19 protein-coding genes are annotated in these 26,403 nt (G+C 66.4%); 13 read left to right on the top strand and 6 right to left on the bottom strand.

The genetic code is table 11. The annotated features are described in order from the left end of the window. Window positions 1–8: 8 nt before the first annotated feature. The 5 genes from IE122_RS10635 to IE122_RS10615 form a co-directional block, all read right to left on the bottom strand. Window positions 9–1,811: a vWA domain-containing protein gene (locus IE122_RS10635; RefSeq protein ID WP_189621154.1), complete on the bottom strand. Its 1,803-nt coding sequence runs from the start codon at window positions 1,809–1,811 to the stop codon at window positions 9–11. 108 nt (window positions 1,812–1,919) lie between these two features. Beyond that, on the bottom strand, window positions 1,920–3,386 hold the full coding sequence (locus tag IE122_RS10630) for a lipopolysaccharide biosynthesis protein (protein ID WP_189621153.1): 1,467 nt from the start codon (window positions 3,384–3,386) through the stop codon (window positions 1,920–1,922). Then, window positions 3,383–4,708: a glycosyltransferase gene (locus IE122_RS10625; RefSeq protein WP_189621152.1), complete on the bottom strand. Its 1,326-nt coding sequence runs from the start codon at window positions 4,706–4,708 to the stop codon at window positions 3,383–3,385. The genes IE122_RS10630 and IE122_RS10625 overlap by 4 nt, the downstream gene beginning before the upstream one ends. Beyond that, a complete protein-coding gene (locus tag IE122_RS10620; RefSeq protein WP_189621151.1) occupies window positions 4,705–5,859 on the bottom strand; it encodes an acyltransferase family protein in 1,155 nt (384 codons plus the stop codon). Before IE122_RS10620 ends, IE122_RS10625 begins: the two co-directional genes overlap by 4 nt. Further along, on the bottom strand, window positions 5,849–7,942 hold the full coding sequence (locus tag IE122_RS10615) for a GumC family protein (RefSeq protein WP_373299133.1): 2,094 nt from the start codon (window positions 7,940–7,942) through the stop codon (window positions 5,849–5,851). Before IE122_RS10615 ends, IE122_RS10620 begins: the two co-directional genes overlap by 11 nt. 261 nt (window positions 7,943–8,203) lie before the next feature. Between IE122_RS10615 and IE122_RS10610 the strand changes: the two genes are divergently transcribed. After that, entirely contained in the window at window positions 8,204–9,349 is a 1,146-nt protein-coding gene (locus tag IE122_RS10610) for a glycosyltransferase (protein ID WP_189621149.1), read from the top strand. Next, window positions 9,342–10,427, top strand: coding sequence for a glycosyltransferase family 2 protein (locus tag IE122_RS10605; protein ID WP_189621148.1), 1,086 nt, complete (start codon window positions 9,342–9,344; stop codon window positions 10,425–10,427). The genes IE122_RS10610 and IE122_RS10605 overlap by 8 nt, the downstream gene beginning before the upstream one ends. On the opposite strand, the gene IE122_RS10600 is transcribed toward IE122_RS10605, so the two are convergent. Further along, complete coding sequence (locus IE122_RS10600; RefSeq protein ID WP_189621147.1) at window positions 10,366–11,220, bottom strand: metallophosphoesterase; 855 nt, start codon at window positions 11,218–11,220, stop codon at window positions 10,366–10,368. The two genes, IE122_RS10605 and IE122_RS10600, sit on opposite strands and share 62 nt — an antisense overlap. Window positions 11,221–11,405: 185 nt before the next feature. Here IE122_RS10600 and IE122_RS10595 point away from each other — a divergent pair, with 185 nt between their 5' ends. The 11 genes from IE122_RS10595 to cobA all read left to right on the top strand — a co-directional run bounded on the left by IE122_RS10595 (window position 11,406) and on the right by cobA (window position 26,320). Next, complete coding sequence (locus IE122_RS10595; protein WP_189621146.1) at window positions 11,406–11,825, top strand: hypothetical protein; 420 nt, start codon at window positions 11,406–11,408, stop codon at window positions 11,823–11,825. A 110-nt stretch (window positions 11,826–11,935) separates the two neighbouring features. Further along, window positions 11,936–12,514 (top strand): ANTAR domain-containing response regulator, encoded by a 579-nt coding sequence (locus tag IE122_RS10590; RefSeq protein ID WP_189621145.1) that lies wholly within the window; start codon window positions 11,936–11,938, stop codon window positions 12,512–12,514. A 1-nt stretch (window position 12,515) separates the two neighbouring features. Further along, the gene (locus IE122_RS10585) at window positions 12,516–13,724 is read left to right on the top strand and encodes an ABC transporter substrate-binding protein (RefSeq protein ID WP_189621264.1); all 1,209 of its coding nucleotides are present in this window, start codon (window positions 12,516–12,518) and stop codon (window positions 13,722–13,724) included. Window positions 13,725–13,950: 226 nt separating this feature from the next. Then, window positions 13,951–15,336 carry a CmpA/NrtA family ABC transporter substrate-binding protein gene (locus IE122_RS10580; protein WP_229814022.1) on the top strand — a complete coding sequence of 462 codons (1,386 nt, stop codon included), beginning with the start codon at window positions 13,951–13,953 and terminating at the stop codon, window positions 15,334–15,336. 11 nt (window positions 15,337–15,347) lie between these two features. After that, entirely contained in the window at window positions 15,348–16,352 is a 1,005-nt protein-coding gene (locus IE122_RS10575; protein ID WP_189621144.1) for an ABC transporter permease, read from the top strand. A gap of 53 nt (window positions 16,353–16,405) precedes the next feature. Continuing rightward, window positions 16,406–18,100: an ABC transporter ATP-binding protein gene (locus tag IE122_RS10570; protein ID WP_189621143.1), complete on the top strand. Its 1,695-nt coding sequence runs from the start codon at window positions 16,406–16,408 to the stop codon at window positions 18,098–18,100. A gap of 371 nt (window positions 18,101–18,471) precedes the next feature. Beyond that, on the top strand, window positions 18,472–19,728 hold the full coding sequence (locus IE122_RS10565) for an alginate export family protein (protein ID WP_189621142.1): 1,257 nt from the start codon (window positions 18,472–18,474) through the stop codon (window positions 19,726–19,728). Between the two features lie 334 nt (window positions 19,729–20,062). Beyond that, window positions 20,063–22,585, top strand: coding sequence for a nitrite reductase large subunit NirB (gene nirB / locus IE122_RS10560; protein WP_373299132.1), 2,523 nt, complete (start codon window positions 20,063–20,065; stop codon window positions 22,583–22,585). Next, a complete protein-coding gene (gene nirD / locus IE122_RS10555; protein ID WP_189621141.1) occupies window positions 22,585–22,941 on the top strand; it encodes a nitrite reductase small subunit NirD in 357 nt (118 codons plus the stop codon). Before nirB ends, nirD begins: the two co-directional genes overlap by 1 nt. A gap of 14 nt (window positions 22,942–22,955) precedes the next feature. Further along, window positions 22,956–25,535 carry a nitrate reductase gene (locus tag IE122_RS10550; protein WP_189621140.1) on the top strand — a complete coding sequence of 860 codons (2,580 nt, stop codon included), beginning with the start codon at window positions 22,956–22,958 and terminating at the stop codon, window positions 25,533–25,535. Beyond that, the gene (cobA, locus tag IE122_RS10545) at window positions 25,532–26,320 is read left to right on the top strand and encodes a uroporphyrinogen-III C-methyltransferase (RefSeq protein WP_229814020.1); all 789 of its coding nucleotides are present in this window, start codon (window positions 25,532–25,534) and stop codon (window positions 26,318–26,320) included. Before IE122_RS10550 ends, cobA begins: the two co-directional genes overlap by 4 nt. Window positions 26,321–26,403 lie beyond the last annotated feature (83 nt).

Here is a 26,403-nt window from a genome sequence, read left to right as displayed (position 1 = left end):
GGGCGCGGCTACTTCGGCGGCGCTTTGACCCTCGCCTCGGCACCGTCCCGCTCACGCTTCAGCGCGATGCGGGCGGTGCTGCCGGCCTCTGCATCGGACAACGTCAGCCGATCGCCCTTGAGCACATAGTTGAACACGATGTCCGATTGGCGCAGGAATACCTGGTGCTCGTTGGCCTGGAAGTCTTCGTCTTCCTCGTCATCGCCATGCGGCTTGCCGTTGCGGGTGGTGGTCATGGTGCCGTCAGCGAACGTCAGCACATCGCCGTTGCGGATGTCCGTGAAACCATCGGCGTTGATCACCAGCCAGCGGCCGGCCAGCCCCATCTGGCGCACCGCCTTGGGGAGTTCGCTGGAGTAACCGGAAAAATAGGCGGCTTCGGCGCGCATCGTGTCCACCAGCGCGATCTCGGGCTTGAGGCCGGGGAGCTGTGCCGATCCCAGCCGCGCCTGAAGCTCGGACAGCAGGGTGAACGCGCGCTTGGGATCGTGGTTGATGTGATAGGCCGTGGTGGCATCGCGCATGGCGAGGAACTGATCCACCAGCCGTTGCGCCATGCGCAGCGGTGCGCTGGCATTTTGTGCGGGAGGGGCAACGCTGACCTGCTCCGTGCCCACCTGACGCGATCGAGCTTCGGTATAGCGCAGGCTGGCGTCGAGCAGCGGGGTGCCGCCGCTGAGCGGGGCGGCGGGCAAGTCGGCGCGCTCGCCTGCCTTGCCCAGCGTTACGTAGATGCCGCCGCCGTTGGTGCTGAGGAAAACCGTGGGAACCGAGACCGTGATCGCGCCGTCCTGGCCGCTGGTCATCAGGTTGTCCGGCACTCCGAACACCCCGGTAACCGCCCAGCCGGCGGCCGGCTTCATCGTGATCGTCAGGTCATGCGCCAGTTCGCCGCCCATCATGTCGAAATTCTTCGAGAACACGTCCGTTACGGCGGCGGCGCTATCGATGAAGAACTGGTTGCCGCCGCGCACGCTGGACAGGCGGGTGGCCAGTTGATCGTCGAAGATATGGCCGACGCCGATGGTGGTCAGCCCGACATTGCGCGCCGATGCGGCCTGCGCCATGCCCATGAAGCCTTCGGCGGAAACATCGCCGACATTGGGATTTTCGTCCGTGAACAGCATCAGCCGGGTCTGGCCCTTGAAGCTCGCCTGGCCGGAAAAGGCGGTGGCATATCCCAGCTTGAGCCCTTCCTCCATGTTGGTCGATCCGGCGCTTTCGATCTCGTTGATCTTGGCAAGGATATCCTGGCGGTGGCCTTTGATCCGGGTCGGGGTCATCCAGACGTGCGAACGATCGCCATAGAGGACGATGGCAAGCTGATCCTCATCGGTCATCTGCCCGACGATCTGCCGCAGGCTCCGGCGAACCAGTTCCAGCGGCTCGCCATCCATCGAGCCCGACTTGTCGACCACGGCGACAAGGTTGAGCGGCGGGCGGCGGTACGATTTTTCATCAATGTTGGTGGCGAAACCCAGCCCGACGAACAGCTTGTCCTGGGGCCGCAACGGCAGGTCTGCGGACATGGCTTCCGTAACGAGGCAGAACATCTGGTTGCAGGGATGGGCGGGGGCGATGGTCAGATCATGTTCGCCCATCAACCCTTCGACCGTCAGCATCTCCGGCCGGGGCATGCCGGTGGCTGCGGTTTGGCGGAAATGGCGGATGTCCTGCGCGCCGCCTTGCCGGACCGCGGCGGTGACGATGATGTCGCCCAGATAGATCTGGTTCTGATCGTCCTGATCCTGGGCCAGCGCCGGTGTGCAAGCCAGCAGCGCCATCGTGGGCCATGCCCAAAGATACCTCATCCCTCGTCCCCCTTCGCCCGCCTTTCGCGGCAGCGTCATGGCATCAAGGATGGCGCAGCGGCGGACAAGTTACAATCTGCCAATCGGCGGCTGTGGATGATGTGGGGGTTACACCCCCGCACGGGCACGGCGCGTGGCGAGGAGGGCCGAAAGCTGGGCCAGAATCGTGCGATCCTGCCACAGGTAAGCGGCAAGATAGACCAGCGCTCCCGCCGGCAAACACAGCGCCAGCAGTGCCGGCAATGGTAAGGCGGCAGGAGACCAGTGCAGCCCGGCGGCAACCGCCATCGCCATCAGCAGCGAACTGGCCAGCGCCGGAGCGATGCTGGACAGCACGTCGCGAAAGCGGATGCCGGCGTGGCGGCGCAGCAGGTGGAAGCCATAAGGCAGGACCAGATAGCCGCGCAGCACGCCGGTGAGCAGCATGGCCTGCCAGCCCCAGGGTGCCACCGCCACCGCTGCGGCGATGCCGAGTCCGATCTGCGCCCCCGTCCACGACAGCACCGCGCGTGATTCCCCCAACGCGGCAATGACCGCCACGATCAGGTTGTTGATCTGCGAGGCGACCACGGCCAGCGTGAAGATGCGCAAGGCATCGGCCACCGGCTCCCAACCCGGCCCGAACACCAGTTGCACGATCAACGGGGCAATGGCGAGACAGCCGAAGAATGCGGGAAACATCAGAAATGCGGACAGGCGGCTGAGCTTCAGATAAGCTTCGCGCAGGGCGGCCGGATCGTGGTTCACCCGCGTCAGGATCGGCATGGCGATCTGCTGGACCGGCATGTACGTCACCTGGTTGACCACCTCTACCACGCGCGATCCGGCGCGGATGAAGGCGACCGCTACCGGCCCGACCAGCGCGCCGCTGATCATCTCCGCCGCGCGGATGTTGAGCTGGTTGAGCGTGCGCGATGCGCCGAGATAGGCACCGAAGCGGACCATCTCGATCAGGCTTTGCCGGTGCCAGCGCAAGCGCGGCAGCCAAGGGTATGACCACCAGGACGCGAGGACCAGCGCGGCGGTGCTGGCGATGCGTTGCGCCACCAGCGCCCATACCCCGAAGCCTAGGAAGGCGAGCGGAATTCCGGCGATCGCGCCCGCCAGCGCCGCGATCAGGTTGCGCGAAGCGACGGCGCGGAAGCGCAAGTCGCGCGTCAGCCGCGCGGTGTGGATCGCGCCGAGCGGGGTGATTGCGAAGATCGCCGCCAGCGCCATGATGACCTGGCTCAGCGCGGGCTGGTGAAACGCGGTGGCGATCAGCGGGGCACCGGCAATGGTCGCGATGCAGAACGCGGTGCCCATCGCCAGATTGCCCCAGAACGCGGTATCGGCGTCCACCTCGTCAAGATGGCGGCGCTGGATCACCGCTTCGTTGATGCCGGCGGTGCTGATGACCAGCAGCAGATCGATCACCAGCGCTGCCAGCGCCACCAGTCCGAACGTCTGAGCGCCGAGCAGGCGGGCGAGGATGGCGAAGGTCCCGAAGCCGAGCACTTGCGTGCCCAGGCTCGCCAGCGTGGACCAGAGCAACGGCGCGGCGATGGCCGGGGCGGACGGGGCGGCTGTGGTCAACGCCGGACCTTCGCGGGCGAAGTCTGTTCTTCCAGCCAGGCGATGAAGGCGGCGTGGCAAGCTTGCGATGAAAAGTGCCGCCGCGCGCAATCGAGCGCCGCCGCCGCCAGCGCCACGCGGCGATCCGGCGCTTGCGCCAGCGCCACCACGGCATCGGCGAAGCGCGCCGCATCGTCCGCCTGGATGACGGCACCACCGCACGTGTCCTCCACCCCTTGCAGGGTGGTCGCCGTCGCGACCACGGCTTTGCCGTGTGCCAGCGCTTCGACCAGCTTGATCTTGAGGCCGGAGCCGAAGGTCAGCGGCGAAATCGCCACTCCGGCGGCAGCGTAGAGCGGGGCAAGGTCGGGGACCATGCCGTGAAAGTGCACCCCCGGCGGTCCCCCGCCGGGAAAGGCCGAAGCGACCGAGCCGGCGATATCGAGCTGCGTATCCGGACGTTGCCGGCGAATGGAGGGCCAGACCTGATCGAAAAACCAGCGCAGTCCGACCACATTGGGGGCGGTGTTGCTGCCCACGAACAGCAGGCGATCGTCTGCTCCGGGCTGCGGAGCGGGGGCGGGACGCACGGCCATCGGCACCAGCAGCGGTCGCACGCCAGGCAGATGATCGCGAACGAAGCCGGCCTCGGCCGACTGGATCGCGATTGCTGCATCGGCGTGCGAGAGCAGGGCCAGTTCCTGTTCCTGTGTCAGCAGGGCGACTGAATCCTGCCCGTTGCCATCGCGCCGGTGGAACAGGTCGTGCATCACCACGGCGGTCGGGACGCCGGGGAAGGCGGCGAAGGCCGGGGTCTGGAACGCATAATCGGCGATCACGATGGCCGGCGCGCGCCGCTGCCCGTGCCGCAGAAAGGCGTGATCGCGCGCGGTCCACGGGGCGGCGACGGCGTAAGGGTGTGGTCGGTCTGCCAGCAGCGGGTGCGCGAACCCGAGGCGGCGCAGCAGCCGGCCGGCAAGGCCCCGCAGCCCAGCCAGCCCAACGCGGGGATCGGGGGCGATAACCCACCGGCCCATCCGGATCACGCCGCGAATGCGATGGCTTGCGAATACGCTCAGCTCCGATCCCAGCCGCAGCCACGGCCAGCGGCCCATCAGATCGGGCGAGGGTTGCAACAGGTGGGGGGTATATCCGGCCCGCCGCACCGCCTGCGCCAGATCGAGCAGGTAGGCCGAACTGCCGTTCCTGGGCCCCGTGATGCGCTGGCGGCTGACGAACAGGACATCGCCGCGCGGGGGCGATGGCGTGGCGCGGGGCTGGGCTGGCTCCGGGGCTTCGGCGATAACGCGGGATGCGGTGGCGCGCTCTGCTATGGCGCTCATGGCTGAGCCCCGCGCCGCGTGGTTGCGGCTGCCGGCGGCGACTGGATCAGCCGATCAAGCAGCCGACCGAGCAGCGCCCGCGCCGGCTCGTCCACCCGCGTCGCCACCACATGCGCCGCGATCAGCGCGGCAACCGTGGCGGTCCAGTACAATCCGGCGAAGCCCAGCGGCACCGCTGCTTCGACGATGTGCTTGATCGGCGCATGCAGGGCATAAAGCGGATAGGAGATGAGACCCAGCCACGACGCGGCGGCAAGGCTGCGGGAGCCGGGCCGCGCCACCGCCCCCAGCATGACCAGCAGCGGCGACAGCACGGTGGCGAAGCCGATGTCATAGAGCCCGCGCCACATCCCTTGCGGCGACGGGGCGAGCGCGGCAACGCAAGCCGCTAGCAGCAGCCAGACCGGCAAGCGCGGGATATGCCGCGCCCAGCGGTCCCGCGCGTGGTAGAGCAGCACCCCGAGCGGAAACGAAAAGCCGATCCGCACCAGCGCCACCGGCCAGTGGATCAGATCGACGCCATGATCGATATCGCCGATCTGCCAGCCGACGATCACCAGTCCAACCAGTCCGCCCATGCAGGTTCCGGCGCATACCCGTAGCGCGATCGGTCGCGCTCTGGCGAACAGCACGCCATACCCGGCATTGGCGGCCAATTCGAAGAACAGCGACCATGCCGGCGCGTTGAACAGGAACAGGCTGCACGGCAGCAGCAGGTTCGGCAGCATCGCCAGGTTGAACGGCAGCGAGGTGGCGATGGCGAACAGCCCCGGCGCGTCCGGCAGCCCGGCCAGCCGCTGGACGAGGGCAAAGCCGAAGCCGATCAGGACGCCGATCGCCATCACCGGTTGCAGCCGGACGAAGCGCAAGGCGAGGAACCGTCCGGGCGGCAGCGCCGGGCCAAGCCGGTGGCCATAAGCATGCGCGATCACGAACCCGCTCATCACGAAGAACAGATCGACCGCCAGATAGCCCGAGGCGAACATCGCGCCCTCTGCACCGTCCGGTTGCGTGATCCCGTCCGGCTTCAGGTTGCGCAAATGATAGAACAGCACCGCCAGCGCCGCCGCGCCCCGGATCGCGTCCAAGGCGACATAGCGTTCGCGACCGGCCACCCCGCCCCGCTCGATCGCGCCCGGCTCAATCGACATAATAGCCTTTGAACTTCTTGTAGTAGCTGAAAGCGTCGGTCAGCCCGGCGCTGGCGTATTCCTGGATGTTGACGACGTTGAGCGCGACGCCGCCGATCCGGGTGCCGCCCTGGCCCAAGAGGTCGAGCGCGGCGCGGATTGCCTTGATCGGCGTCCGCCGCCACCGCGCGACCACCAGCGTCACGTCCGAAAGCCGGGTGACGACGCGGGTTTCGGCAATCCCGAGCAGCGGCGCGGAATCGAACATTACGATGTCAAAGCGTGCGCGCAAGGCCGCGATCAGTGCGGCCAGCGCATCTTCGGTAATAGCGTCTTCCGGGCCGGTCTGCCCCATGGTGGTCAGCACGTGGAGACCGCTGCGCTTATCGAGGATCAGCGCCTCATCCAACGCGCGCGTCCCGTCGAGTACGCGGAACAGCCCTTCCGCGCGGCGATCGGGAGCCAGCGCGTCTGACGTGGAATGGTGGCGCACGTCGGCATCGATCAGCACGACGCGGCGTTTGCCCATCGCCAGCGTGCGGGCCAGGCTCATCGACAGGGTTGACTTGCCTTCGCGCGGCAGCGGCGAGGTGATGGTGACCACCCGGCTGCCATCGGGCGTGCCAAGATCGAGGAAGGTGGCCAGCGCGCGCAGGCTTTCGGTGAACAGCGACATCGGCCGCATCAGCACATAGTCCTGCGGGTCGATCCCGGCGATCTGCGCCTTCGTCGCCGATTCCAGGCTGGGCACAGCGCCCGCGTAAGCCGCGCCCAGCACATCGACGATGTCATGCTTGGTGGACACCGAGCTTTCGACGTATTCGGCAACCCCGGCCGCGAGCCCCGCCACCATTATCGCCGCGACCAGCGCGGCCAGCGCCCCCAGCGGGTAGTTGGGCGATGACGGCGCGCCGGGGGTGCGGGCGGGCGAGGCGATGCGGGCCTCGGTGTCCGGGATTTCGCCCGCTTCTGCGGTCTCCTTGGCGCGGGTGAGATAGGCGTTGTAGATCGCGCGGCTGGCTTCGGCGCGGCGTTCCAGTTCGAAGCGGCCGACTTGCGCCGAGCCGTTCTGCGCCAGCGCGCCGCGCGCCCGGTTGCGGCTGGCGAGCAGCGAGGAGAGCCGCGATTCGGCGATCTGGACATCGCCGCGCAGGCCCGAAACGATCCGCCCAAGTTCGCTGTTGAGCTGGCTGCGGATGTCCGAAAGCTCGTCGCGGGTCTGGACCACTTCGGGGTGTCGATCGCCGTACCGGGCATCAAGCTGGGCCAGCCGCGCGCTGGTTTCCGCCTCCTGCTGGCGCAACTGGCGCACGGTATCCGAAGCCAGCGCGGCGCCGATATCCGCGCCGCCGCCGCCGCGCGCGATCTGGCCGGTGGCCGCGGCAAGCCGGCCGCGCTGTTCGGCCACTTCGGCCTGGGCCTGGGCGATCTGGCGGTTGAGTTCGGAAACCTCCTGCTCGGCCATCGTCGCGCCTTCGGCGCTCATCAGGTTGTTGCGGACCATGTAGGTCTGCAGCGCCGCATCGTCGGACACCGCCTGATGGCGCAGGCTGCCGGCGCGGTCCTGCACCAGGCTGGTGGTGCGCGAGCTGCTGGCAAGGCGCTGCTCGGTCTCCAGATCGATGTAGGCCTGCGCGATCTCGTTCGCGATGCCCGCAGCAAGCTGAGGGTCGCGGGACGAAGCCGACACCTCGACCAAATAGGTAACGCCGATCCGCTTGACCGCCGTCGATCCCAGCAGATGCGCCATCGCACGGCGCTCGGCAGCGGATGTGCCTTCGCCGCCGGGCGCAGATGCGGGCGCGTCCGGGGCCGCATCGGCATCGCCGGTCGCCGCGAATTCGGGCCGGCGGGCCAGGTGCAGGCGGCGCACCACGGCAAGTGCGACGGTGGGTGAACGGATGATCTGGACGGCGGTATCGATCAGATTGTCATCCGCCGGAGCGAGGACGCCGCGATCGACCACTTTGACCGGCTGCTCCTCGCGCGGTTCAAGCAGCAGTGCGGCCGTGGCGGAATAGGTGCGCGGCATCAGCGCCAGGCCAGCCGCCGCGACCAGCGCCGTGACGATGAAGACGACCATCATGATCCTGCGCCGTCGCATGAAGAACGCCTGAATTCGTCCCGGATCAGGAAGTATTCCACCTTTCGATGCGGTGTACACCTCGTCCGAAGGGGCAGTGATTGCCGCGTTCTTCAAGGTCTATCTCCAAAACTGATCTTGTGTCGATTGAAAGTCATGGCGCTTTCGCAAAGTCTGGGTGCGCAAGATATTTGTCCTGCGCCGCTCAGTAGAGTGCCCGCGTCCACCGTTGGAGGGAACGCGAGTTTGCTCGGAAATGAGCGTGAATTGAGGGGGAACACGATGAAATCGGACCAGACGGTGGCGTCCGGCGTCGCGTATTTCGGTCATGACGTGAACGATGCCGCTATCCAGCGCCGGGTGGCGATGCTGGCAGAGGCCGGAATTCCGGTGCGCCTGGGTGGTTTCCGGCGCGCTGTGTCGGCGGTGCCAAGTGCCTGCGGGGGCAGGGTGGTCGATCTGGGGCAGACCGGCGACGCCCGGCTGTTGCAGCGCACAATCGCGGTGCTGCGCCACCTGCTGTCACCACGCGCCATCCGTGCGCTGGGGGCCGATGCCCAGGTGCTTGTCGCGCGGAACCTCGAAATGCTGGCGCTGGCAGCGCGGGTGCGGCGCGGGAACCAGCGGCTGGTGTACGAGTGCCTTGACGTTCATCGGATCATGCTCGGAAACGGATCAAAATCCCGGCTCATCCGCTGGATCGAGCGGCGGCTGCTGGCCTGCACCGATCTGGTGATCGTCAGCTCCCCGGCGTTCGCGCGCGATTATTTCCAGCAGCGGCAAGGGCGCGGCAATGCGGTTCTGCTGGTGGAAAACAAGGTGCCGGCAGCGCCGGTGGTCGAACCCGTGCAGGAAGCCGGGGCAGTCCGGCCCGAGGGTACATGCGTGATCGGCTGGTTCGGAATGCTGCGGTGCCGGCGCACGCTTGATCACCTGGCGCGGATCGTCCGCCAGTCCGCCGGAAGCGTGCGCGTCGTCATCGCCGGGCGGCCCAGCCTGGCGGAATTCCCTGACTTCGCGGCGCAAGTGGCCGGGATGGCCGGCGTCACCTTCCTGGGCCCTTACCAGCCGCAAGATCTGCCGGGCCTCTATGCCCGCGTCGATTACGTCTGGGCGATCGACTATTTTGAGGAAGGGCTGAACTCGGACTGGCTGTTGCCGAACCGGCTTTACGAAGGGCTGGCGCACGGCGCGGTGCCGATCGCGCTGGCGAGGGTGGAAACCGGCCGCTGGCTGGCGCGGCATGAAGTGGGCCTGCTGATCGACGATCCCGCCCGCGATCTGCCCGGCCGGTTGCCGCTGCGCGGCGATCCGGCGCTGACCACAATGCGCGCCGCTGTTGGCGCGATCGATCCGGCGGCGGTGTTCCAGACCGGGGCGGAGCGCCGCGCGATCATGGCCGCAATCCTGGGCGGCGGCCATGCGTGAGGATGTGCTGGTCGTCATCCCCTGCCTGAACGAGGAGGCGCATCTGCCCCGGCTGCTCGACGGCCTGCTGCGCCATGCACGCGGCGAAACCATCGTCGTCGCCGATGGCGGCAGCACCGATCGCAGCCGCAGGATCGTCGCCGATCTGGCGCGCCGGTCGTCCCGGCTGCACCTGCTGGACAATCCGGCGAAGTTGCAGAGTGCCGCCGTCAACCTTGCCGCGCGGCGGTTCGGGGCAGGGGCGCGCTGGCTGGTGCGGATCGATGCGCATTGCGATTATCCGGACGATTATGTCGGCGCGCTGCTGGCTGCGGCCATGGCTCGGCGCGCGACCTCGGTAGTGGTGCCGATGGTGTCCGTCGGGCGCGGGTGCTTCCAGCGCGCGGCGGCGGCGGCGCAGAATTCGGTGCTGGGCACGGGCGGCTCGCCGCATCGGCACCTGGGCCGGGGGCAATGGGTGGATCATGGCCACCATGCGCTGTTCGATATGGCGCGCTACCTTGCCGTCGGCGGCTATGACGAGCACTTCACCGCGAACGAGGATGCCGAGCTGGACCGGCGGCTGGCGGCTACCGGCGCGCGCATATGGCTGGAGCCGGCTTGCGCCATCACCTACTATCCGCGCCGCAGCCCGTTGGCGCTGTTCCGCCAGTACCGCCATTACGGCATCGGCCGCGCCCGCAACCTGCGCCGCCATCGGGTGCCGCTGCGGCTGCGCCAGATGCTGCCGGTGGGCGTGGTGCCGGCGGTGGCCGCAGCCGTGCTCGGCGCGGCGTTGGTGCCGTGGCTCCGGCCCGCTGCCGTGCTGGCCGCGCCGGGGCTGATCTGGCTGGCGCTGGTGCTGGTTGGCGGAGTGGCGCTGGGGATGAAGCAGGGCGATCGCTGTGCCTGCGCTTCGGGCGTTGCCGCTGCGATCATGCACTTCGGCTGGTCCTGGGGTTTCCTGCGCGAAGCGATTGCCCGCCCGCCGTTGCCGCTGCCGCCCGCGCGACTGCTGCCTGAGGGGTGCGAACCGGTCAGTCCGCAGGCGGCGTTTGCAGCAGCCAGTGGCGGTCCTGTTCCAGCACCAGCGCGGTGAGGGTGCCGGTGAGGTAAGCGCCGGTATCGATGCCGACCCGGCCCGGTGCGGTGCCGACTTGCGCCATCACCGTGTGGCCGTGGACCACGGTCTTGTCCTTGCGGCCGCGCCAATCGATGAAAGGGCCGCGAATCCAGCGAAGCGTCTCCGGGTTCTGATCGGCCAGATCGCGGGCGGGATCGATGCCGGCGTGCGTGAAGAAAAAGTCTCCCCATTCCACCGCATCGGCAAATCCTGCCATCAGCGCGATGTGATCGGGCGGGACGCACAGCTCCGCCGCGTCGGCGATCGCTTCGGGCGGCAGGCGATCGATCAGCTCGGGCGGTGCGCCATAGCTCAGCAGCGTCTCACGGCCGCCGATGCGCAGGAAGAAATTGCCCAGCGGTGCGGTGCGTGCGGCCAGCAGGTTGAGCAGGACTTCCTCGTGATTGCCCATGATCGCATCGACGTGGAGGCCCGACGCGCGCAGCAATTGGACCAGTTGCAGCACCCGGCAACTGGCAGGTCCGCGATCGATCAGGTCTCCCAGCAGCACGATCACGGTATCGCGCGTGGGCATGCCGCAACTGTCGCGGGCGATCAGATCGAGCAGATGTTCAAACTGCTCGGCACAGCCATGGATATCGCCGATCGCGTAGATGCGCTTGCCGGCGGGAATGGCCCGGCCGGCGAACGGCTCTTGCGACAGATCGCCGGGCCTGACCGCCGCTTCATCACAATCGCGCACCCGCAGCATCGCGCCAGGCGATCGGCGTCTGAGCAGGGAACCGGTAGTGAACGCCTTGCCGAACATGCCGGACCTGCTCCTCGACAGTGGGCAGGATAGAAGCGCGGCGGGGCCTTGGAAATGAGGGCGAATACTTAATCAGCCGAGCAAGCCTAGAACTCCAGCGGCGCGAACGCGGGGGGCTTGATAGCGATTGGCCTCGATAGGAAATCCGATATTGCGCCTTGCATTCACGGAAGGCAAACGGAGGTATGGCTGTACTGCTCCTGTTGGTGATCGGATTCGCGCTTCCTGCCGGGATCGTGGCCTATATTGTATATATTGCGTTCATCAAGAAACGGAAAGCCTTCACCGCTCTTGAAGAGCCTGATGATCAGGCGGTTACACTTTTTATGCACGGAGCGACAATTGAAAGCAGGCATAAAAATCGACTGGAATTTGAGAATTTCGTGGATCGTCTGCAATGGGCGTTAGGAAATAGGGGCGAAGTACGCGACGTCAGCGTAAATGCAGAAATGGCCACTGGCGCCATTTTCGGAGAGAGCGCCGACGAAATCTACGCTCATCTACGGAAGATTCTCAGGCACAATTCCTTTTCCGAGCACGCATCGGTTGTGCTTCGCTATGGCCCCCCGGGAAGTCAGGAACGTCGCATCCATATGGCGAATTAGGTCCATCTCCCGATATTTCACGATCTGGGCGTTGTTGTCGGCCAATCGCGTATCACATGAAATTCCCGTCTTGCGCATGTGCCCTGCTGCGCTGCAAAAGACACGAAGCCATGCGCATTGCCATCATCGACGAAAGCGCCGCGCGCGCTTCGATCATCCAGGAAGGCCTCGCGACCTTCGACGACTGCGAACTGTTCGTGCTGACCGAACGGCGCGGGCTGCTGTCGCGCATCGGCGAGATCAATCCCGACATCGTGCTGATGGACCTCGGAAACCCCTCGCGCGACGTGCTGGAGGAATACTTTGCGGTCAGCCGGGCGCTGGCGCGTCCGATCGCCATGTTCGTGGACGAATCGGATGACGAGGCGATTGCCGCCTCGGTCGATGCCGGGGTGTCGTCTTATGTGGTCGATGGCATGGCACCGGGCCGCATCCGCCCGATCATCGACTTGGCGGTGCGGCGCTTCCATGCCTTTTCGCGCCTGCAGCAGGATCTGGCCGAAGCGCAGGGCAAGCTGGCCGAGCGCGAGACGATCGACAAGGCCAAGCGCATCCTCATGGAATCGCGCGGCATGCCCGAGCCCAAGGCCTATGCCGAGCTGCGCAAGGCGGCGATGAACCAGGGCAAGCGCATCGTCGATATTGCCGAGGCGATCGTGACGGCGCAGCGCCTGCTGGGAGATGGCTGACGTGACTAACGAACTGACGATCGGTTTCCTGCCTCTGGTCGATGCCTGCCTGCCGATCCTCGCGCATGAGCACGGGTTCGCCGAGGACGAAGGGATCGCGCTGCGGCTGGTCAAGGACATGAGCTGGGCCACCGTGCTCGATCGCCTGCTCTATGGCCATTCCGACGCCGCGCACATGATCGCCCCGCTGGCGATCGCGACGACGCTGGGCCGCGGCAGGCCGGCGCAGCCGCTGAGCGTGCCGTTCGTGCTGGGGCTTAACGGCAATGCCATCACCTTGCGCCCCGAACTGGCGCGGCAGGTGCGCCCGGAAGGCCATATCGGCGATCCGTTCAAGGTGGGCGCGGCGCTGCGCACGATCGTGGCCGAGCGCAAGGCGGCGGGTCGGCCGCTGACGTTCGGGGTCGTCCACCGCTATTCGAGCCACAACTACATGCTGCGCTACTGGCTGGCCGCGTGCGGCGTGAAGCCGGACGAGGACGTCGAGATCACCACCGTGCCACCCCCGTTCTGCGCCGATGCACTGGCGCAGGGCGAGGTTGACGGCATCTGCGTGGGCGAGCCGTGGAACAGCGTGGCGGTGGAGCAGGGGGCGGGCGAGATCATCCTGGCTACGTCGCAGATCTGGCGGCGCGGGGTGGAGAAGGTCTTGGCGCTGCGCGAACCGGTGCTCGACGAGAAGCGCGATCAGGTCCAGCGCCTGATCCGGGCTCTGTGCAAGGCAGCCGCGCACTTCGTCGATCCGGTGAATTCGGCGCAGAATGCCGCGATTCTGGCGCGGGCCGAATACCTTGATGGCTCGGCGGTGCTGATCCAGCGCGCCATCGCCGATCAGATGCTGATCGCGCGCGGCGGGGCGGTCGTGGAATATCCCGATTTCATGTTCCAGTACCGCGAAGCCGCCAATTTCCCGTGGGTCAGCCAGGCCGAGTGGCTCTACACCCAGATGGTCCGCTGGGACGGGATGGCGTTCGATGGCGAGGATGCCGCGCGGGCCGGGCGGGTGTTCCGCCCGGACGTCTATCGCAGCGCCTTGCTGGGCACCGGAGAGCCGCTGCCGGGGGCCAGTTCGAAGGTTGAAGGCAGCCTTGGCGCGCCCACGGCGGTCGGAACGCAGCAGGGTTCCATGGTTCTGGAACAGAACAGTTTCTTCGACGGGAAGGTGTTCGATCCGCATCACATCGCGGACTATTTCGCCAGCCTGCCGTGACCGGCTAAATCTGCTGCGCTGCAAAAAACGCTTGCCGCTTCACGTGCGAATCGCTTAAACAGGTCTCGACGCAGACCGGTCGGTTTCCAAGGACGGAAACAAACCGATGGCCGATCTGCGGCGTTTTCAGCAATCAGTGGCAACGTCGCCGCCCGATGTGGTCTTCCAAGACCAACGTCGAGGCGGCTTTTTTGCGTTTGCTCACACATCGCGGGGTTGGGTTCAGATGAGCAAGGTTCGGGGGTACGGTTTCACGCGCAGGGCAGCGGTTGTCGCGCTCATGGCCAGCGTTGCGCTGGCAGGCTGCGGCAAGAGCAATGATGCGGCCAAGCCCGCTGCGACCGCCGGCGCGGTCGAGAAGCCCAACCTCAAGCTCGGCTTCATCAAGCTCACCGACATCGCGCCCCTAGTGGTGGCCAAGGAAAAGGGCTTTTTCGCGGACGAAGGCCTGAGCGTGACGCTGGAGCCGCAGGCGAACTGGAAGGTTCTTCTGAACGGCGTCGTCAGTGGCGATCTCGATGCTTCGCACATGCTGGCCGGCCAGGTGCTCGCCGCCAGCGCCGGCATCGGCGCGAAGACCAGGCTGATCGCACCGTTCAGCCTCGATCTTAACGGCAAGGGCATCACCCTGTCCAACCAGGTCCTCGGCATGGTCGGCACGCTGCCGGACGGGCCGGTTTCGGCCGCGGTCCTCAAGCCCGTCGTCGCCAAGTTCAAGGCTGAGGGCAAGCCGTTCAAGATGGGGATGGTGTTCCCCGTCTCGACCCATAACTACGTGCTGCGCTACTGGCTTGCCGCCGGCGGCATGAATCCGGGATACTATCTGCCCGGCGATACCGCCGGTCTGACCGGTGCCGATGTCCAGCTCTCCGTCACGCCGCCGCCGCAGATGCCGGCGACGATGGAGGCGGGCACGATCAGCGGTTATTCGGTGGGCGAGCCCTGGAACCAGGCGGCGGTCGCCAAGAAGATCGGCGCGCCGGTGATCGTCGATCCCGATATTGCCGGCACCACCGGCGACAAGGTTTTCGGCATGACCGAAGCTTTCGCCGCGAAGAACCCCAAGACGGTGCAGGCACTGCTGCGCGCGCTGATCCGCGCGTCGATGTGGCTGGACGCCGATGGCGGCAAGAACCGGCCGGAAGCGGTGAAGCTGCTCAGCAATTCGAAGTATGTGGGCGCTGACGAGAAGGTGCTGCTGGCGTCGATGACCGGCAAGTTCACCTTCGCCGGTGGCAAGACGGTCGCCACGCCCGAATTCAACATGTTCTTCGACCAGCAGGCCAGCTACCCGATGTATTCGGACGGCATCTGGTTCCTGACCCAGATGCGCCGCTGGGGCCAGATCGCCGAATCCAAGCCCGATCAGTGGTACCTCGATACGGTCAAGGCCGCTTACCGCCCAGACCTTTACGACGCCGCCGCCAAGGCGCTGGTCGATGGCGGCAAGGCGCCTGCCGATGCCTTCCCGAAGACCGATGGGTTCCGCGCCTATTCGCGCAAGGCCATCGATGGTGTTGCGTTCGATGCCCATCACCCTGCCGCCTATGCCGCAGGCTTCGCGATCGGTCTCAAGGACGGTCAAAAAGTTACGCCCGCAGGCGTCAAGTAAGAGGTAGAGCCATGACCGCCGCAGTTCTCGTCAAAGGCGATTTCACCGTGAGTTCACAAGTCGAACCCTCCGTCGACACCGCGGTCGTGGCCGAAGCCGCCAGCGCACCGGAGCCGGTTGCGCCCAAGGCTGCCCCGTTCAAGCTGCCGATCGGCAAGGCGACGTTCGACGCCGCCTGGCCGCCGGTGGTGGGCGTGATGTCCTTTATCCTGCTCTGGGGCCTGCTCGCGCCGATGGTCGAAACGTCGCTGGGCGCGCTGCCCGGACCGCTCGACGTCTGGCATGCGTTTCTCGGCCTGACCACCGAGTATGCGGCGGCACGCGCCGATCAGGCCGCGACCGAAGCCGCCGGCCAGATCTACACCGGCGCGCCGACTTTCTTCGACCAGATCCTGACCTCGCTGCAGACGGTCGGTCTCGGTTTTGTGCTGGCGAGCATCGCTGCCGTGCCGCTCGGTCTCGTCGCCGGCATGTCGAAGCGCTTCAACGCGGCGATCAATCCGCTGGTGCAGGTCATGCGGCCGATCAGCCCGCTGGCCTGGTTGCCGATCGTGACCATGGTGGTTTCCTCCGCCGTCTCCAGCGATGATCCCGCACTGCCCAAGAGCTTCATCATCTCGGCCATCGTCGTCATGATGTGCTCGCTCTGGCCCACACTGATCAATACCGCCATCGGCACCGCCTCGATCGACAAGGACCTGATCAATGTTGGCCGGGTGCTGCGCCTGTCCTGGTTCCAGCGCCTGACCAAGCTGGTCCTGCCGTCCTCGCTGCCCTTCATCTTCACCGGCATGCGGCTGTCGCTGGGGGTGGGCTGGATGGTGCTGATCGCCGCCGAAATGCTCGCCCAGAACCCCGGCCTCGGCAAGTTCGTGTGGGACGAGTTCCAGAACGGCAACGAACAGTCGCTCGCCCGGATCATGGTGGCGGTGGTGGTGATCGGCCTGATCGGCGTCGCTCTCGACCGGATCATGATGGCCCTCCAGACCTTCGTCAGCCGCAACCGCACCGTCTGACCCGATCCGTCGCTTTCCTCCCCGATCCAGCGACCAGCACAGGAACAGCAGCCATGGCCACGATCCTTTCGCTCAAGGGCGTCACCAAGTCCTACCGCAGCAAGACCGGTGCGGTGAGCCACGTCCTCGACGGTATCGACCTCGATGTGGAAGAGGGTGAGTTCATCGCCATCCTGGGCTTTTCGGGCGCAGGCAAGACCACGCTGATTTCCGCCGTTGCGGGCCTGATCGAGCCGGATAACGGGACGATCGAACTGCGCGGAAAGGCGATCGACGGGCCGGACAAGGATCGCGGCCTGGTGTTCCAGTCCTATTCGCTGTTCCCCTGGCTGACGGTGGAGAAGAACGTCGCGCTGGCGGTGGACTCCGTCCACAAGGATCGTTCGAAGGAAGATCGCGCCGCGCTGGTGCGCCAGAAGGTGCAGCTCGTCGGCCTGGGCCACGCGATGGATCGCAAGCCGGCGCAGCTTTCCGGCGGCATGCGCCAGCGCGTGGCGGTGGCCAGGGCGCTGGCGATGGAGCCGGAAATCCTCCTGCTCGATGAACCGCTGTCGGCGCTGGATGCGCTGACCCGGGCCAAGCTGCAGGACGAGATCGAGCGTATCCGCAAGGAAGAGAAGCGCACCATCATCCTCGTCACCAACGACGTTGACGAGGCGCTGCTGCTGGCTGACCGGGTGGCGGTGCTCACCCCGGCTCCGGCGGCGCGGATCGGCAAGATCTTCACCGTCGATGTGCCGCGCCCGCGCGATCGTGAGGCGGTCAACGATGACGTGCATTTCCAGGCGCTGCGCAAGCAGATCGTCGGCTACCTCGGCATTCTCAACGAGGAAGGGTCCAGCGTGGGCGAAAGTTCGGTGGCGCTGCCCGAAGTGACGCCGCTGGACCTTGCCGCCGCGCCTTCGGTGGAATTGCCCGCCGCCTATCTGGCGGCCGGAAAGTCTGCGGTGGAGCGGCGCTATCTGGAATTCTTCAAGCTGCACAAGGTCTATCCCACGCCCAACGGCCCGCTGACCGTGGTCGAGGACTTCAACCTCCTGATGGACAAGGGCGAATTCATCTCCCTCATCGGCCATTCGGGGTGCGGCAAATCGACCGTGCTGACGATGGCGGCGGGTCTCAACGCGATCAGCAAGGGCGGCATCATCCTCGACAACCGCGAGATCGACGTGGCCGGGCCGGACAAGGCGGTGGTGTTCCAGGCCCCCAGCCTGATGCCATGGCTGACCGCGCGCCAGAACGTGGCGCTGGGAGTGGAGCGGGTCTATCCGCACGCTTCCAAGGCGGAACGGCGCGATATCGTCGATTACTATCTCGATCGGGTGGGCCTCGGTGATGCAAAGGACAAAATGGCGGCGGAAATGTCGAACGGCATGCGCCAGCGCGTCGGCATCGCCCGTGCTTTCGCCCTCAGCCCGCGCCTGCTGCTGCTGGACGAGCCGTTCGGCATGCTGGACAGCCTGACCCGCTGGGATTTGCAGGACGTTCTTGTCGAAACGTGGAACCGCACCAAGGTCACCGCGATCATGGTCACGCATGATGTCGACGAGGCGATCCTGCTGGCCGATCGCGTGGTGATGATGACGAACGGTCCGAACGCCACGATCGGCAAGATCCTCAAGGTGGACCTGCCGCGCCCGCGCGACCGCAAGGAGCTGCTGGAACACCCCAAGTTCTACCAATACCGCCAGGAAGTGCTGCATTTCCTTGCCGAATACGATCACGGCCCGACGGCCAAGGCGGCCTGAGGCTCGGCAGGTTTCCTGACATAACCCCGTTCGTGTCGAGCGAAGTCGAGACACGCTGCAGCAAGGTGTTTCGACTTCGCTCGACACGAACGGAACAGGGGAGGCGAGCCCACTTGGGGCTCGACCTGACCCACATCGTTTCGCCCCACGGCACCTGTCGCAGGGCAATCAATTCGCGCCGGTCAACGAACCGGCAGGACGATGCGCGCGCTCATGAGGGGCGGCGGCGGGGCAAAGGCGCTCCGCTGTCCGACGCGCTAGACCACGCCGGTCAGGGAACCGGCGCTACGCATCGGCAGGCAACGGCGTCTGTCTTCATCACCGCTTTTGCAAAGGCGTCCGTGGGGGACGCCTCTGGAGGGACGCAAACCATGAAGACGACCATTCTTTCCGCTGGCGTTCTCGCGCTTTCGCTTGCCGCCGCGCCGGCATTCGCGAAGCCCGGCGATCCGATCAAGGTGAGCGACGATCTGACGATCGATCCGATCGTCGAAGGGCGGCTGCGCTACGAGCATGTCGATCAGGACAAGCTGGCCGTGCCGCTCGATGCCGATGCGGTGACTATGCGCCTGCGCGCCGGGGCCGAGTTCAAGATGAACAACCTCTCGATCCTGGTCGAGGGTGAGGGGACCCTGGCGTTCGGCCACGATTACAACGCCTTTCCGTTCCCGGTGCCGGGCGAAAGCCAGTCCAAGCCGGGCCTCTATTCGGTGGTTCCCGATCCGGAGACGATCGGGCTCAACCGCCTGCAATTCTCCTACAAGAACAAGGGCAATGGCGTGACCTTCGGCCGGCAGCGGATCAATCTGGACGATCAGCGCTGGGTCGGCTCGGTCGCCTGGCGTCAGGACGAGCAGACCTTCGATGCCGTGCGCGGCGAGGCCAAGGTCGGGCCGGTTTCGCTCGATGCGATCTATTCCTGGGGCCAGCGCACGATCTTCGGCGTCGATGCCGCCAACCGCCAGTCATGGGGTGGCAGCTTCCTGATGATGGGGGCCGGGGTCAAGCTGGGGCCGGTCAACCTCAAGGGCTTCGGGTACTATCTCGACTATGATCTGGAGCCGGGCGCACCGCTTTCCAGCAAGACCCTGGGCGCGCGGGCAACCACCGAGCTGCCGCTGGCGAAGACGGTCAAGCTTGACCTGATGGGCTCCTATGCCCGCCAGTCGGACTACAAGGGCAGCCTGAACTTCGACGCGGTCTATATCGCTGCCGAGGCGGGGGTGACGGTCTCCGGCTTCCGGCTGGCCGGCGGCTACGAAAAGCTCGGGACGGACAAGGGCCGTGCGATGCAGACGCCGATGGCGACGCTGCACAAGTTCAACGGCTGGGCCGACGTGTTCCTGAACACCCCCGTCAACGGCCTGCAGGACGCCTATGGTTCGGCATCCTACAAGGTCGGCGATTTCGGGGCGATCAAGGGCGTGGCCGCGACGGTGGTGTACCATCAGTTCGATAGCGCCATCGCCAACCTCAAGTACGGCACCGAATGGGATGCGCAGCTCGGCTTCAAGTTTCAGCAGTTCTCGGTGCTGGGCAAATACGCCAGCTTCAACGGCAACAATTCCGGTCCGTTCGCGCTGGCCGACAAGGACGTGTTCTGGCTGCAGCTCGAATTCGCCTACTGATCCGCCCGCCGCGCATTTTGCGGTGCACAGTTTTTCCGGCTCGCCAGGCTATCCCCTTGGCACCGATCCGGGAGGGCACGCCGCGCTCTCCCGGATTTCGGCAGACTTTGGCGTGATCGCCAAAGTCTGCTGCAATGCAAAAACCCGCTTGCTCCCGGCCTGCCGAATCGGTTAGAGAGTAATCAGCGATTGAGTGCGCCGGTCCAGCGTTGGACCGTTACGGTGCCCTCGCATTCAGATTGACATACGCGTGGCAACGAAGCCGCCCGTGCATTGCCCTTCAGGGGAATGCCCGAGGCGGTTTTTTTGTGCGCGTTGCGGATGGAGACGTGACGTGAATGCACCGAGCAAGATCGAGGCGGGCGATGCGCCGGGCCCCCAGTCCGGCCCGCCCCGCGAGCGGCTGGTGGTGGTCGGCAACGGCATGGCCGGATGCCGCGCGGTAGAGGAAATCCTCGCCCGCGATCCGGGCCGCTATGATGTCGTCATTTTCGGTGCCGAACCGCGCGTCAACTATGACCGGATCATGCTCTCCCCGGTGCTGGCCGGCGACAAGAGCTTCGAACAGATCGTCATCAATCCACAAGGCTGGTACGATGATAACGGCATCACCCTGGTCTCCGGTGACAGGGTGGTGGAGATCGATCGCACCACGCAGACCGTCATCGCCGCTTCTGGGCGCGCCGAGCCTTACGACCGGCTGCTGATCGCCACCGGTTCCGATCCTTTCATTATCCCGGTACCGGGCAAGGATCTCGAAGGCGTCGTCACCTTCCGCGACCTCGACGATGTCGGCAAGATGCTCGCCGCAGCGGAACGCGGCGGGAGCGCGGTGGTCATCGGCGGCGGCCTGCTCGGGCTGGAAGCGGCGCATGGCCTCAACCTGCGCGGGATGAAGGTCACCGTCATCCACCTCATGCCCACGCTGATGGAACGCCAGCTTGATGAAGCGGCGGGGTATCTCCTCAAGACCGAACTGGAACGCCGCGGCCAGACTATCCTGACCGGCGCGAACACCAAGGAAATCCTCGGGGCAGACGGCAAGGTCACCGGCGTGCGGCTGGAGGACGGCAGCGTCATCGATGCCGATATCGTCGTGATGGCGGTGGGCATCCGCCCCAACACCGCGCTGGCAGCGGCATCCGGCCTCACGGTCGAGCGGGGCATCGTCGTCGATGATCACATGGTGACATCCGATCCGGCGGTCATGGCGGTCGGCGAATGCGTGCAACATCGCGGTGCCTGCTACGGTCTGGTCGCGCCGCTCTGGGACATGTGCCGCGTGTTGGCCGACAAGGCGACCGAGGCTGCCCCGGAATCGGCCGGCTACCAGGGTTCCGTTACGTCCACCAAGCTCAAGGTCTCGGGGATCGACCTGTTCTCGGGCGGCGACTTCTCGGGCGGCGAAGGCTGCGAGGATATCGTCATGCGCGATGCTTCGCGCGGGGTGTACAAGCGCGTCATCGTCAAGGACGCGAAGATCGTCGGTGCCGTGCTCTATGGCGATACGGCGGACGGTTCCTGGTATTTCGACATGATAAAGCGCGGCGAGGATGTCTCGGACATTCGCGAGGCGCTGATCTTCGGCCAGGCGTTTGCCGCCGGGGGTGCCCTTGCGGACCCTAATGCCGCCGTTGCCGCCCTTTCCGACGATGCGGAAATCTGCGGTTGCAACGGCGTGTCCAAGGGCAAGGTTGTCGCCTGCATCGAAGGTGGCGCGCACTCGCTCGACGCGGTGCGGTCCGGCTGCAAGGCTTCGGCCTCGTGCGGGTCGTGCACCGGGCTGGTGGAGAGCCTGCTGGCGCTGACGCTGGGCGGCAATGTCGACAGCGGGCCGAAGACGCTGTGCAAGTGCACCAGCTTCACCCATGACGATGTGCGCCGCCTGATCGTCGAAAAGGAACTGCGGCTGATCCCGCAGGTCATGCAGGAATTGCACTGGTCCACCCCCGATGGCTGCGCCTCGTGCCGCCCGGCGCTGAACTACTACCTGCTGTGCGCCTGGCCCGGCCAGTATGTCGATGACCAGAAGAGCCGGTTCGTCAACGAACGCATGCACGCCAACATCCAGAAGGACGGCACCTATTCGGTCGTCCCGCGCATGTGGGGCGGGCTTACCAATCCGCAGGAACTGCGCGCGATCGCCGATGTGGTGGAGAAGTACAACGCGCCGATGGTCAAGGTGACCGGCGGCCAGCGACTCGACATCTTCGGGATCAGGAAGGAAGACCTGCCCGCCGTCTGGGCCGATCTCAATGCCGCCGGCATGGTTTCGGGCCACGCCTACGGCAAGTCGCTGCGCACGGTGAAGACTTGTGTCGGTTCGGAATGGTGCCGCTTCGGAACGCAGGATTCGACCGGGCTGGGCGTCAAGATAGAACATATGACCTGGGGCAGTTGGATGCCGCACAAGTTCAAGATCGCCGTCAGCGGCTGCCCGCGCAACTGTGCCGAAGCGACGATCAAGGACTTCGGCATTGTCTGCGTCGATTCCGGCTACGAACTGCATGTCGGCGGCAACGGCGGCATCAAGGTGCGCGCTACCGACCTGCTGATGAAGGTCGCCACCGAAGAGGAGGCGCTGGAGGTGTGCGCCGCGTTCATCCAACTCTACCGCGAGGATGCGCACTATCTGGAACGCACCGCGCCGTGGATCGAGCGGGTGGGGCTGCAATACGTCAAGGACAAGCTGGAGGCGGAAGGCGCGATAGGCCGGTATGCCGCCCGCTTCCGCCATTCGCAGCAGTTCATGCAGGACGATCCCTGGGCGAAACGCGCCGCAGGCGATGAAGCCAAGCTGCACCAGCACCTGGCGGAGGTGCGTCCTTTCCCTGCGATCCAGATGGAGAACGCGTGATGATCGGCAACTGGCTGGATATCGGCCCGATCAACCAGATCGAAGCGGGCACCGCGCGCACCCTGCCGGTGCAGGGCGGTGAAGAGATCGCCGTGTTCCACACCCTGTGCGGCGAATTCTTCGCGCTCGTCAACAAGTGCCCGCACAAGCAGGGGCCGCTCAGCCAGGGCATCGTCCATGGCGATGTGGTGACCTGCCCGCTGCACAACTGGAACATCTCGCTGCGCAACGGCAAGGCGCTGGGCGAGGATGAAGGCTGCGTGCCGACCATCCCGCTCAAGGTCGATGCCGGGCGGCTCTATCTTCTCCGCTCTGCCGTGATCGGCGGCGGCGAAGCCGGCGCCCGGGCGGCTTGAGGGGGGCGGGTCCCATGGGGGCGGTCCGAACCACTTGCGCCTATTGCGGGGTCGGCTGCGGGATCGTGGCCGAGGTTTCCGGCGGTGGGGATCGGGGGGTCTCCATCGCCGGGGACCGTTCGCATCCCGCCAACGCCGGCAAGCTGTGCTCCAAGGGCACGCACCTGGGGGAGACGGTGGGGCTGGAAGGGCGGCTGCTCCATCCGGTTATCGACGGCCGACAGGTCGGCTGGGACGAAGCGCTCGACAGCGTCGCCGCCCGCATGCGCCAGACCATCGCCGAGCATGGGCCAGACAGCGTGGCGCTCTATGTCTCGGGCCAGTTGCTGACCGAGGATTACTACGCCGCCAACAAGCTGATGAAAGGCTATGTCGGCAGCGGCAACATCGATACCAATTCGCGGCTGTGCATGGCGAGCGCCGTGGCAGCGCATAATCGCGCCTTCGGTGAAGACGTGGTGCCGTGTTCCTACGAGGATCTGGACGAAGCGGATCTGATCGTGCTGGTGGGCTCCAACACCGCGTGGTGTCATCCGGTCGTGTGGCAGCGTATCGAGGAGAGCCGCCAGCGCCGGGGCACGAAGATCGTTGTCGTCGATCCGCGCCGCACCGAAACCGCCGAGCAGGCGGACTTGCACATTCCCGTTGCCCCAGATGGTGATGTGGCCCTGTTCAACGCGCTGCTGGCAGAGATGCGACGGCGCGATCTGGTGGACGAGGAATACCTCGCCGCACACGTAGAGGCGGATGCCGGGTTCTGGGACGCGCTGCCCTGTGAAACCGGCATCCCCGACGCCCTGTTCGCGCAACTGTGCGATCTGGTCGCCGCCACCCCGCGCACGATCACCCTGTTCAGCCAGGGCGCGAACCAGTCTGTCAGCGGGACCGACAAGGGCAACGCGATCATCAACTTCCACCTCGCCACCGGACGTATCAACCGCGCCAGGGCGGGACCGTTCAGCATCACCGGCCAGCCCAACGCCATGGGCGGGCGCGAGGTGGGCGGGCTGGCCAATATGCTGGCCTGCCACCTGGGCTTCGGCGAAGACGAACTGGCCGACGTCGCCGGGTTCTGGAACGCGCCCAACATCTGCACCCGTCCTGGCCTCAAGGCGGTGGAGATGTTCCGCGCCGTCCATGACGGGCGCATCCGCTTCCTGTGGGTGATGGCGACGAACCCGGCGGTGTCCTTGCCCGACAGCGGTTTCGTGCGCGAGGCGCTGTCGCGCTGCCCGACGGTGGTGGTGTCCGAAATCATCGCCGATACCGACACCGCGCGCTTTGCCCATATCAAGCTGCCCGCCCACGGCTGGGGCGAAAAGGACGGCACCGTCACGAACTCGGAACGGCGCATCAGCCGCCAGCGCGCGCTGTTCGCCGCGCCCGGCGAAACGCGGGCCGATTGGCAGATCATCGCCCAGGTCGCGCAGCGGATGGGCTGGGGCGACGGCTTCGGGTGGGCTTCGGCGGCCGACGTGTTCCGTGAATACGCGCAGATGACCGCGCTCGCGGCAGCGCGCGGCAAGCTGCTCGATCTTACCGCCTGGGGCGCGGTGACGGATGCCGAATATGCGGCGATGGAGCCGTTCCAGTGGGGCGGGACTTATCCGCTGGCCGCCGGCTACCCGACCGCCAGCGGCAAGGCGCGGATGGTGCGGGTGGAACCGGCAACGATCGCGGCGGACCCGGTCTATCCGTTCCGGCTCAACACCGCGCGCTATCGCGATCAGTGGCATACGATGACCCGCACCGGCCTGTCGCGCACGCTTTCGCAGCACCGGCCGGAGCCCTTGCTGGAAATCCACCCGCAAGACGCCTTGGCCGCGGCGCTGACCGACGGTGGCCTTGCCCGCGTGGAAAGCACGCATGGATCGGCGGTGTTCCGGGTTTCGCTCAGCGAGGGCCAGCGGCGCGGCGAACTATGCGTGCCGATGCACTGGACCGACACCATGGCCGGGGGTGGCCGGTCGAACCGGGTGCCGTCGCAGGCGGTCGATCCGGTGTCCGGCCAGCCCGGCTTCAAGAACAGCGCCGCGCGTGTCGTCCCGGTAAACCCGGAATGGCGGGCCTTCGTGGTGGCCACCGATGTGCTCGAGCCGGAAGGACTGGTCTACTGGGCGCGGAGCCGGCAAGGTGCAGGCTGGCTTTACGAACTGGCCGGGGACGGCGCGATCGATGTCGATGCGCTGCTGCCTGCGGGTGAGCGTTTCGAAGTGGTCGATCTGGTGCGCGGCATGCGTCGGATCGCGGTGCGCGGGCAGGGCGGGGAACTGGTCGGCGCGGCCTATGTCACGCGATCGGGCGAACTGCCGCCGCGTGCCTGGATCGCCGCGCAGCTCGGTTCGGATGAAGCGATGGCTGCGGAACTGCTCGCCGGTCGCCCCAGCACGCCGTTGCCGGATCGCGGGCCGATCGTCTGCGTCTGCCACGGGGTGGGCGAGAACGATATCACCGCCGCCGCCGAAAGCGGGGCCTCCACCGTCGCCCAGGTCGGCGAATGCACCCGCGCGGGCACCAACTGCGGCTCGTGCCGCCCGGCCATCGCCCGATTGCTCGATTCTTTCTCCACCCCCCTGATGGAGGCTGCGCAGTGACCGATTTCCCCCAAGGTTCGATCTGGCTGGTCGGTGCCGGTCCCGGTGATCCCGAACTCCTCACCCGCAAGGCCGAACGGCTGATCCGCAGCGCTACGGTCATCTTCTACGACGCCCTCGTCGGTGCCGGGATCATGGACCTCATCCCCGCTGCAACCCGCCGGGTTGCCGTCGGCAAGCGCTCGGGCCGTCATTCCAAGGACCAGAAGACGATCGACGCGCTGATCGTCGAGGCGGCGCTGGCGGGTGAGCATGTCGTGCGGCTCAAGGGCGGCGATCCTTCGATCTTCGGCCGCGCGACCGAAGAACTGGACGCCGCGCGCGCGGCCGGGGTGCCCATCCGGATCTGCCCCGGGGTGACCGCCGCCAGCGGCGCGGCCGCCAGCCTGGGAGCTTCGCTCACCCTGCGCGGCCTTGCCCGCAAGCTCACTTTCGTCACCGCGCACGCCCGCGCCGGCGAAACGCTGGACATCGACTGGCAGCGATTGGCCGATCCCGAAGCCACGCTGGCGGTCTATATGGGCAAGGCTGCGGCGTCCGAAGTCTCCGCCCGGCTCATCGCCGCCGGCCTCCCTCCGGCAACGCCGGTGGCGCTGGTGGAGAATGTCAGCCTGCCGGACGTGCGGCAGTTCCACACCCGCCTCGACCTGCTGCCGCTTGCCGCCCGCACGGCGCTCGGCGATGGCCCGGCGCTGCTGCTGATCGGAGAAGCCATGGCGCGGCCGGGCATTGCCGCGCACGGTGCCGACAGCGCGCAGCAGGCGGCAGCTCACCCCGCCTCTTGAGCCACTCGGCTCCCCGTCCGTAAGCTACCGGATGCACACATCGTGATTGAAAGGAGGGAGCAGGTGTGATTCCGTGTGGTTGA

Origin of the sequence: Novosphingobium colocasiae, from assembly GCF_014652555.1 — a bacterium.
Lineage (GTDB): Bacteria > Pseudomonadota > Alphaproteobacteria > Sphingomonadales > Sphingomonadaceae > Novosphingobium > Novosphingobium colocasiae.
Note: the sequence above shows the minus strand (reverse complement) of the source record. Positions and strands in the feature narration are given on the sequence as shown.